This is a genomic window from Streptomyces sp. NPDC001027, from assembly GCF_040299045.1.
Taxonomy (GTDB): Bacteria; Actinomycetota; Actinomycetes; order Streptomycetales; family Streptomycetaceae; genus Streptomyces.
The window spans coordinates 1-8,402 of the sequence record NZ_JBEPBI010000299.1; the positions used below are offsets into that span (position 1 = coordinate 1).

Below are 8,402 nucleotides of genomic sequence, written 5' to 3' on the forward strand. Positions count from 1 at the left end.
GGCAACGCCCCCTCCGGGGGGCGCTTGCAGACGAGCCGTGCAAGTCCCACCAGCCGATCCGGCGATTGAGGACGAGACCCGCTCAGGGGCGAGCGGGGGTCTGGGGGCGCAGCCCCCGGGGACGATCACCCGGACACGGGGTACTACCCGTCCCGACGGTGCCGCCCACCAACCTCCGCCGCCGACTCCGACGCCTCCGCCGCGGCCTTCTCCTCCGCGGCCTTCTCCTCCGCCTCCATCTCCGCGAACACGTCGATCGGCGCGGGCGCCTTCGCGAGGAACACCCAGGTCAGCCAGACGGCCAGCAGGAACGGCGGGATCTTCAGGGCGACCAGCACCCAGCCGAGCTGAGCGGTGTCGGCCCACCAGTACAGCGGGAAGAGGATCGCGCACTTGGCGAGCAGGATCAGACCCCAGGCCCAGCTGGCCTTGGCGTAGGCCTTCTTGCGCCCGGGATTGCGGGTCCGCCAGGAGAGGTTCTCCTTGAAGACCGGGCCGAGGATCAGACCGATCAGCGGCACCCCGCACAGCGTCGTGACGATGTACGCCAGCGCCAGACCGAGCGTGTAGAGCATGCCCGGCAGGTAGAAGGCCTTGGCGTTGCCGGTCATCATCGCGAAGACGACGCCGAAGGCGACGCCGAAGACTCCGCTGAACGCGTGCTTGACCGTGTCCTTCATCGCCAGGCGGACGACGACCAGGACGAGCGACACCGCCAGGGCGGCGATCGCGGACATGTGCAGGTTCTTGTTGATCGTGAAGATCGTGACGAAGACCAGGCCGGGCACCACCGTCTCGACCATGCCGCGGATCCCGCCGAACGCCTCGAACAGCGCGGCCTCCGTCACCGCCCGGGCGTCGGCCGCGGCGATGTCCTCCGCGGTCGGATGCTTCACGGTCGTGTCTTCGGTCGGCTTGTCGAGCGACGTCACCGGCTACTCCCTACCCAGGGGTCTCAGTTCGTACTTGGGGTTGAACAGCACCCGGCGGCCCCGGCTCATGGAGACCCGGCCCGATGCGATGAGCCTGCGTCCCGGCTCGATGCCCACGATGGAGCGCCGGCCCAGCCACACGACGTCCAGCGCGGCGCTGCCGTCGAACAGCTCGGCCTCCAAGGCCGGGACTCCGGCGCGCGGCCGCAGGGTGACCGTGCGCAAGGTACCAGTAACCGTGACGATCTGTCGGTCCTGGCAGTCGCCTATCCGCGTGCAGCCGGCCGTCTCAGTGTCCTCGCGCAGCTCCTCGGACTCCAGGTCCTCCTGCGACGAGGAGAGCCGGTCGAGCATGCGCCGGAACCGGCCCACCGGCTTTTCGGAACGAGGGACAGCACTCATGTCTGAAGCGTACCGGGACGCCCCCTCCGAGCCGTAGCCGCGGCCGTACCCCGACCCGGACACCGCCGCGCCCTCCGCCCGCCGCCGTGGTGTCGTCTCGCCCACGGCCGAGCGGTCCGGATCAGCGCTCGAAGCGGTAGCCCATCCCGGGTTCCGTGTGGAAGTGCCGGGGGTGCGAGGGATCCGCCTCAAGCTTGCGTCTGAGCTGCGCCATGTACACCCGCAGATAGTTGGTCTCCGTCCCGTACGACGGCCCCCACACCTCCTGCAGCAGCTGCCTCTGGCTGACCAGACGACCGGTGTTGCGCACCAGCACCTCCAGCAGGTGCCACTCCGTGGGCGTCAACCGGACGTCCTTCCCGGCCCGGTTGACCTTCTTGGCGACCAGGTCGACGGTGAACCCGTCGGTCTCCACCAGGGCCTCGTCCTCGCCCCCGGCGGGTTCGGCCCGGCGCACGGCGGCCCGCAGCCTCGCCAGCAGCTCGTCCATGCCGAAGGGCTTGGTGACGTAGTCGTCGGCGCCTGCGTCGAGCGCCTCGACCTTCTCGTCCGAGGAGTGCCGGGCCGACAGCACCAGGATCGGCGCCCGGGTCCAGCCGCGCAGCCCCTTGATCACCTCGACGCCGTCCAGGTCCGGCAGCCCGAGGTCGAGCACCACCACGTCGGGGTGGCGGGCGGCGGCGATCCGCAGGGCGGTGGCGCCGTCGTGGGCCGCGTCGACGTCGTATCCGCGGGCCTTGAGGTTGATCACGAGGGCGCGCACGATCTGCGGCTCGTCGTCCACGACGAGCACCCTCGTGGATGCCTGGGGTGACCCCCCGGCCTGGCTCAGCATGAGGTTCGCCTTTCGGGTCGCACGGGTTGCTGCTCGGGGCGCGGGCCGACCGCGCGGACGGTGAGGACCATGGTGAGGCCGCCGCCGGGGGTGTCCTCGGCTTCGAGAGTGCCGCCCATGGCCTCGGCGAAGCCCCGCGCGACCGCGAGCCCGAGCCCCACCCCCGCACCGCGCGGGGCGTCGCCGTACCGCTGGAAGGGCGCGAAGATCCGCTCCTTGGCCTCGTCGGGGACGCCGGGCCCGCGGTCCACGACCCGCAGCTCGACGCGGTCGGACATCGCACTGGCGGCGACCAGCACGCGCGCGCCTGCCGGGCTGTACTTGACCGCGTTCTCCACCAGGTTGGCGACCGACCGCTCCAGCAGGCCCGGGTCCACGGCGACCATGGGCAGCGTCTCCGGGATGTCCAGCTCCACGCTGCGCTCCGGCTCCGGCACCCCGCCGAGCGCCATCGGCACCACCTCGTCGAGGTCGGTCTCCCGGATGATCGGCGTGACCGTGCCGGTCTGCAGGCGCGACATGTCCAGCAGGTTGCCCACCAGGTGGTCGAGACGGTCGGCGCCCTCCTCGATGCCCGCCAGCAGCTCCGCCCGGTCCTCCTGCGACCACGCGACGTCCGGGGAGCGCAGGCTGGAGACCGCCGCCTTGATCCCGGCCAGCGGAGTGCGCAGGTCATGGCTGACGGCGGCCAGCAGGGCCGTGCGGATGCGGTTGCCCTCGGCCAGCGCACGGGCGCGGTCGGCCTCCTCCCGAAGGCGCCGCCGGTCCAGGACCACGACCGCCTGCGCGGCGAACGCGGCCAGCACCCGCCGGTCCTCCGCGGGCAGCACCCGCCCGGTGAGCGCGAGCGCCAGGTGGTCGCCGACCGGCACGTCCACATCGGCCTCCTCGGGCCGGTCGACCGGTCTGCCCACGCCGACGTGGCCCGCGCGGGTCCACGGCGCCCGGTCGTCCGCCCGCTCCAGCAGTGCCGCGGACTCCATGGCGAAGGTCTCGCGCACCCGCTCCAGCAGCTCCTCCAGACCGGTCTCGCCGCGCAGCACGTTGCCCGCCAGATACGAGAGGATCTCGGACTCGGCCCGCAGCCGGGCCGCCTGGTGGGTGCGCCGGGCCGCCAGATCCACCACCGAGGCCACCGACACCCCCACTCCGACGAAGATCACGATGGCGACGATGTTCTTCGGGTCGGCGATCGTCCACCGGTGCAGGGGCGGTGTGTAGAAGTAGTTCAGCAGGAGCGAGCCCACGGCCGCGGAGGCCAGTGCGGGCAGCAGACCGCCGAGCAGCGCGGCCGCCACGGTCACCGCCAGGAACAGCAGCATGTCGTTGGCGAGGCCGAGGTGGACCGCGTTCAGCAGCAGTGCCGCGAGCACCGGTCCCACCACGCCCGTGAACCAGCCCCAGGCGATCCGGGTCCGCCCCAGCCGGGCGCCTCGGGCCACCGGCAGCCCGCGGCCTCGGGCGACCTCCTCGTGGGTGACGATGTGCACGTCGAGGTCGGTCCCCGACTCCCGGGCGACCGTCGCGCCGACCCCGGGCCCGAAGACGTACTGCCAGGTCTTGCGGCGGGAGGAGCCCAGCACGATCTGGGTGGCGTTGACGCCGCGGGCGAAGTCCAGCAGCGCGGCCGGCACGTCGTCGCCCACCACGTGGTGGAAGGTGCCGCCGAGGTCCTCCACGAGGGTGCGCTGGAGCGCCAGCTCCTTCGGGGAGGCCGAGGTGAGTCCGTCGCTGCGGGCGATGTACACGGCCAGCACCTCGCCGCCCGCGCCCTTCTCCGCCAGTCGCGCCGCCCTCCGGATGAGGGTGCGGCCCTCGGGGCCGCCGGTCAGCCCGACCACGATCCGCTCACGCGAGCCCCAGATCGCCGACACCCGGTGGTCGCGGCGGTACTGCTTCAGATACGCGTCGGCCCGGTCGGCGACCCACAGCAGGGCCAGCTCCCGCAGGGCGGTGAGGTTGCCGGGCCGGAAGTAGTTGGACAGCGCCGCGTCGACCTTGTCCGGCCGGTAGACGTTGCCGTGGGCCATCCGCCGGCGCAGGGCCTGCGGCGACATGTCCACCAGCTCGATCTCGTCGGCGCGGCGCACGAACTCGTCGGGCACCGTCTCCTGCTGCCGGACGCCCGTGATCGACTCCACGACGTCGCCGAGGGACTCCAGGTGCTGGATGTTCACCGTGGAGACCACGTCGACGCCCGCCGCGAGCAGTTCCTCCACGTCCTGCCAGCGTTTGACGTTGCGCGAGCCAGGGATGTTCGTGTGGGCGAGCTCGTCCACCAGGGCGACCTGCGGGGTGCGGGCGAGGACCGCGTCCACGTCCATCTCCGGGAAGGAGCCGCCGCGGTACTCCAGCTCCCGGCGCTCGATCTGCTCCAGGCCGTGCAGCAGCACCTCGGTGCGCTGCCGGCCGTGGTGCTCGACGTACGCCGCCACGCAGTCCGTGCCGCGCTCCAGCCGCCGGTGCGCTTCGGAGAGCATGGCGTACGTCTTGCCCACGCCCGGTGCCGCGCCGAGGTAGATCCGAAGCTTGCCGCGTGCCATGGCCTCACTGTCTCCCGCTGAAACTGCGTGTGCAGCGTCGACCTTACGGCCAACGGTCCCGACAAATGGGATGATCCGACAGGCGAGGGGCGCCGTTGACGCAACCCTGACGCGACCCGGCGGCCGTGGGCGCCCCTCGACCCTTCATCGGACGAGCCCCCCCCCCCCCGGATCGGTTCACGCGCCCTCGCCGTCGCGGGCCCTGCGGCGAGGGCGGCGAGGACGGTGGGGCGGCGCCCCGGCGGGCACGACGAAGGGCCGCACCCCCGTGAGGGTGCGGCCCTGTCAGCCGTCGTCGGGGCCCGTCGCCGGGCTACCGGACCTCGGTGATCTCCGGTCCGCGCTGCAGCTGGCCCATGCCCCCCGAGAAGCGGGAGCTCTCGTCCTGCTGCTGCACGCCCTCGGGCACCATCTGCGCGTCGTTCGGCAGCTTCAGGACGATCGGGTCGCGCGGCGCCATCGGGCCCTCGCCCCGCACCACGACCGTGTCCCGGAAGATCTGCTCGAGCAGACCCGCCGCCTGCGGCTGCACCGCGCCCTGGCCCGAGATCACCCCGCGCAGGAACCAGCGGGGCCCGTCCACGCCGACGAAGCGCACGACATGGAAGCCGCCCGTGCCGTCCGGCAGCTGCACCGGCACCTGGGCCCGCAGCTCCCAGCCCAGCGGTCCTTCGACCTCGTCGACGATGCCGCCCTGCTGAGTGATGCCGGAGCCGATCTCCTCGCGCACCTCGCCCCAGATGCCCTCGCGCTTGGGAGCGGCGAAGGCCTGCAGCTGGATGGCGCTGTCCCGCAGCACGACCGTCGCGGCGACGATCGCGTCGCCGGCGACCTCGACCCGCAGCTCCATGCCGTCGACCCCGGGCACGAAGAGCCCGCCGAGGTCCACACGGCCCTCTGCGGGGTCGCGCACCTCCGAGTCGTCCCACGGCCCGTCGGGCCTCGGCTCCGGCTCGAGCCGCACGCGCTCGCGCGCGCCCTCCACGTCGTCCGCCTCAGCGTCGACACTGTCGACGACCTGCTCGGCCTCGCCGGCCGCGTCCTCGGCGGCACCCTTCTTGTTGCGACGTCCGAACACGTCACTGTCCTTCCCGGTCGGATACGACCGAAGCGTATCGATTCCCACCCGTCGCGCCGCCGTCGGCGGCCTGACCGCTTGTACCGCTTGCGCCGCCCACGGCGGCATGCCCGCCGGTGGACCCGAAGCCCCCTGCGGCCCGCGCCGACCCGGGAAGCTCCGCCACCTCCTGGAAGCGGACCCTCTCGACCTGCTGGACGACCAGTTGGGCAATCCGGTCGAAGCGCTCGAACCGCACGGACTCGCGCGGGTCGAGATTCACCACGATCACCTTGATCTCCCCACGGTACCCGGCATCAACCGTCCCCGGGGCATTCACGAGAGCGACGCCGCACCGGGCGGCGAGGCCCGACCGGGGGTGCACGAAGGCCGCGTACCCCTCCGGCAGCGCGACGGACACCCCTGTGGGCAGGACGGCCCGCTCCCCCGGCGCCAGTTCGCGGCGCTCCGTGGTGCGCAGATCGGCTCCCGCGTCGCCGGGGTGCTCGTACGCCGGAAGCGGTACGTCCGGGTCGACGCGGCGGATCAGGACGTCCAGGGGACCCCGGCTCACGGGTTCACCTCGAAGGCGCGGGCGCGCCGCGCCTGGTCCGGGTCGCTCAGGGCGGTCTGGATCTCCTCCGCGCGCCCGTGGTCGACGAAGTGCTCGACGCCTACCTCGATGAAGAGCGCGTCGGCGCGGAGCGCCACGGGCCCGTCGGGGCCGCCGATCCGCCCGGTCGCGGTCGAGTAGATCTTGCGCCTGGCGACCGCGGTCACCTCGGCCTCCAGGTAGAGCGTGGCGCCGACGGGCACCGGCCGGACGAAGTCCGTCTCCAGCCGCCCGGTGACGGCGATCTTCCGCAGCAGCCAGTTCAGCGAGCCGAGCGTCTCGTCCAGGGCGGACGCCAGAACTCCCCCGTGCGCCAGCCCCGGAGCGCCCTGGTGGGCAGGCTGCACGGTGAACTCGGCGGTGACGGTCACGCCCTCGCCGGCCCGCGCCTCAAGATGCAGACCGTGGGCCTGCCCGTCGCCGCATCCGAAACAGTGTTCGTAGTGGGCGCCGAGCAGTTCGCCGGGCGCGGGAGCGTCGGGGTGCCGGACGGGTTTCTGGGCCCCGGCCGGAGGCTCGAGAGCTGCGGATGTACCACTCACAGCCGCAGACCTTACCCGCCCGTCCGACACCCGCCGCCACCCTGCCCGGCAGCGCTGTGCGACGCCCCCTGCCCCTGCCCCCGGCCGCAAGCGGGGACCGTGCCAAGCTTGATTCCATGCAGCTCTCCGCCGCCCCGTACGAAGAACGCCTCACCGCCCCCCGCTCGTGGTGGTTCGTCTCGTTCCTCGTGGGCGTCTCCATGGCCCTGATCCTGCTGCCGTTCGGCACCCTGCCGCTGCTCGGCGGTCTGGTCGGCGGCACCGCGGCCGCGGCCGTCGTGGCCAGCTCCTACGGGTCTCCGCGCATCCGCGTGGTGGGCGACTCGCTGATCGCGGGCGAGGCGAAGATCCCGGTCACGGCCCTCGGCGACGCGGAGGTCCTGGACGCGCAGGAGGCGCGCGCCTGGCGCACGTACAAGGCGGACACCCGGGCGTTCCTGCTGCTGCGCTCCTACATCCCCACGGCACTGAAGGTGGAGGTCACCGACCCCCAGGACCCGACGCCGTACCTGTACCTGTCGACGCGGGAGCCGGAGCGGCTGGCGCAGGCCCTCGAGACGGCGCGCGCGGCCGCGGCGCAGGCGTAGCCCGCACAGGGGCCCACCAGGGCCCCAGCAGGGCCCAGCAGGCCTCGACAGGCCTTCAGCAGGGCTTTCAGAGTCCGGGGCGCCCCGGGTTCTCGGGGTTCAGCGGGTCATGGGTGATCTCCCCGACGGCCAGCGGCTCCGCGGGCTCCTCGAGCGCAGGCAGTTCCGGCAGCGCGTCCCACGGCACCTGCGCCTTGCGCAGGTCGGCGCGGATCTTCCCGGCCACTCTTCTGGTGTCCCGTCGGTTCATGAGCGCCCCGACGGCGGCGCCGACCATGAACGGCATCAGATTCGGCAGGTTGCGGACCATGCGCTTCATGATCTGCTGACGGAGCTCGCGCTTCATCTGGCCGCCGAGGGCCGCGTTGACGGAGGACGGCTTCCTGACGTCGATCCCGCGTTCCTCCGACCACGAGCGCAGGTAGGCGGCACTGCGGTCCTTGAGACCGCCCGGCGGCCGCAGGCCGTAGAGCTCGTGGAGCTCGGCGATCAGCTTCAGCTCGATCGCGGCGACCCCGGTGATCTCCGCGGCCAGTTCGGTGGGCATCGCCGGCGGCACCGGCAGCATCGCGGCGGCGCCGATGCCGGCCCCGACGGTGGACGTGGCGTTCGCCGCGCCCGACACGAGTTTGTCGGCGATCTGCTCGGGCCCGAGCCCGGGGAACTGCGCACGAAGCGTCTGGAGGTCCCGTACGGGGACGCGGGGGGCGATGTCGATGATCCGGTCGGCCAGATGCGCCAGGCCCGCCTTGGCGCGGCTCCCGCCCTTGCGGAGGCCTTCCCGGGCCAGGCCGGCGGCCTTCTCCCGGATGACCGACAGGGTCGTGAGCATCACGATGATCGGCTTGAGGATGGGCAGGGTGACGTACCGGAAGACGCCCCAGGCGCCGG

General features: G+C 72.7%; 9 protein-coding genes. 1 reads left to right on the plus strand and 8 read right to left on the minus strand.

All coding sequences use genetic code 11. The features are described from left to right. Window positions 1-143: 143 nt before the first annotated feature. The 7 genes from ABT300_RS38590 to ABT300_RS38620 all read right to left on the minus strand — a co-directional run bounded on the left by ABT300_RS38590 (window position 144) and on the right by ABT300_RS38620 (window position 6,924). Complete coding sequence (locus ABT300_RS38590) at window positions 144-932, minus strand: DUF3159 domain-containing protein (protein WP_351686233.1); 789 nt, start codon at window positions 930-932, stop codon at window positions 144-146. A gap of 3 nt (window positions 933-935) precedes the next feature. Then, entirely contained in the window at window positions 936-1,334 is a 399-nt protein-coding gene (locus ABT300_RS38595) for an OB-fold nucleic acid binding domain-containing protein (RefSeq protein ID WP_306948879.1), read from the minus strand. Between the two features lie 121 nt (window positions 1,335-1,455). After that, complete coding sequence (locus ABT300_RS38600; RefSeq protein ID WP_351686236.1) at window positions 1,456-2,169, minus strand: response regulator; 714 nt, start codon at window positions 2,167-2,169, stop codon at window positions 1,456-1,458. After that, window positions 2,163-4,712, minus strand: coding sequence for a sensor histidine kinase (locus ABT300_RS38605; RefSeq protein WP_351686239.1), 2,550 nt, complete (start codon window positions 4,710-4,712; stop codon window positions 2,163-2,165). The genes ABT300_RS38600 and ABT300_RS38605 overlap by 7 nt, the downstream gene beginning before the upstream one ends. Before the next feature lie 313 nt (window positions 4,713-5,025). Next, the gene (locus ABT300_RS38610) at window positions 5,026-5,790 is read right to left on the minus strand and encodes a DUF3710 domain-containing protein (protein ID WP_057575478.1); all 765 of its coding nucleotides are present in this window, start codon (window positions 5,788-5,790) and stop codon (window positions 5,026-5,028) included. Window position 5,791: 1 nt separating this feature from the next. Next, complete coding sequence (gene dut / locus ABT300_RS38615) at window positions 5,792-6,343, minus strand: dUTP diphosphatase (RefSeq protein WP_351686242.1); 552 nt, start codon at window positions 6,341-6,343, stop codon at window positions 5,792-5,794. Then, window positions 6,340-6,924 (minus strand): PaaI family thioesterase, encoded by a 585-nt coding sequence (locus ABT300_RS38620; protein ID WP_351686245.1) that lies wholly within the window; start codon window positions 6,922-6,924, stop codon window positions 6,340-6,342. The genes dut and ABT300_RS38620 overlap by 4 nt, the downstream gene beginning before the upstream one ends. Before the next feature lie 116 nt (window positions 6,925-7,040). Here ABT300_RS38620 and ABT300_RS38625 point away from each other — a divergent pair, with 116 nt between their 5' ends. Then, window positions 7,041-7,511 carry a DUF3093 domain-containing protein gene (locus ABT300_RS38625; RefSeq protein ID WP_351686248.1) on the plus strand — a complete coding sequence of 157 codons (471 nt, stop codon included), beginning with the start codon at window positions 7,041-7,043 and terminating at the stop codon, window positions 7,509-7,511. Between the two features lie 67 nt (window positions 7,512-7,578). On the opposite strand, the gene ABT300_RS38630 is transcribed toward ABT300_RS38625, so the two are convergent. Further along, on the minus strand, window positions 7,579-8,343 hold the full coding sequence (locus ABT300_RS38630) for a hypothetical protein (RefSeq protein WP_351686251.1): 765 nt from the start codon (window positions 8,341-8,343) through the stop codon (window positions 7,579-7,581). Window positions 8,344-8,402 lie beyond the last annotated feature (59 nt).

What these genes read in the sequence shown, in the direction of transcription:
- ABT300_RS38630 (WP_351686251.1), bottom strand. Translation starts at nt 8,343, where the DNA reads ATGCTCACGACCCTGTCGGTCATCCGGGAGAAGGCCGCCGGCCTGGCC.
- ABT300_RS38595 (WP_306948879.1), bottom strand. Translation starts at nt 1,334, where the DNA reads ATGAGTGCTGTCCCTCGTTCCGAAAAGCCGGTGGGCCGGTTCCGGCGC.
- ABT300_RS38600 (WP_351686236.1), bottom strand. Translation starts at nt 2,169, where the DNA reads ATGCTGAGCCAGGCCGGGGGGTCACCCCAGGCATCCACGAGGGTGCTC.
- ABT300_RS38605 (WP_351686239.1), bottom strand. Translation starts at nt 4,712, where the DNA reads ATGGCACGCGGCAAGCTTCGGATCTACCTCGGCGCGGCACCGGGCGTG.
- ABT300_RS38625 (WP_351686248.1), top strand. Translation starts at nt 7,041, where the DNA reads ATGCAGCTCTCCGCCGCCCCGTACGAAGAACGCCTCACCGCCCCCCGC.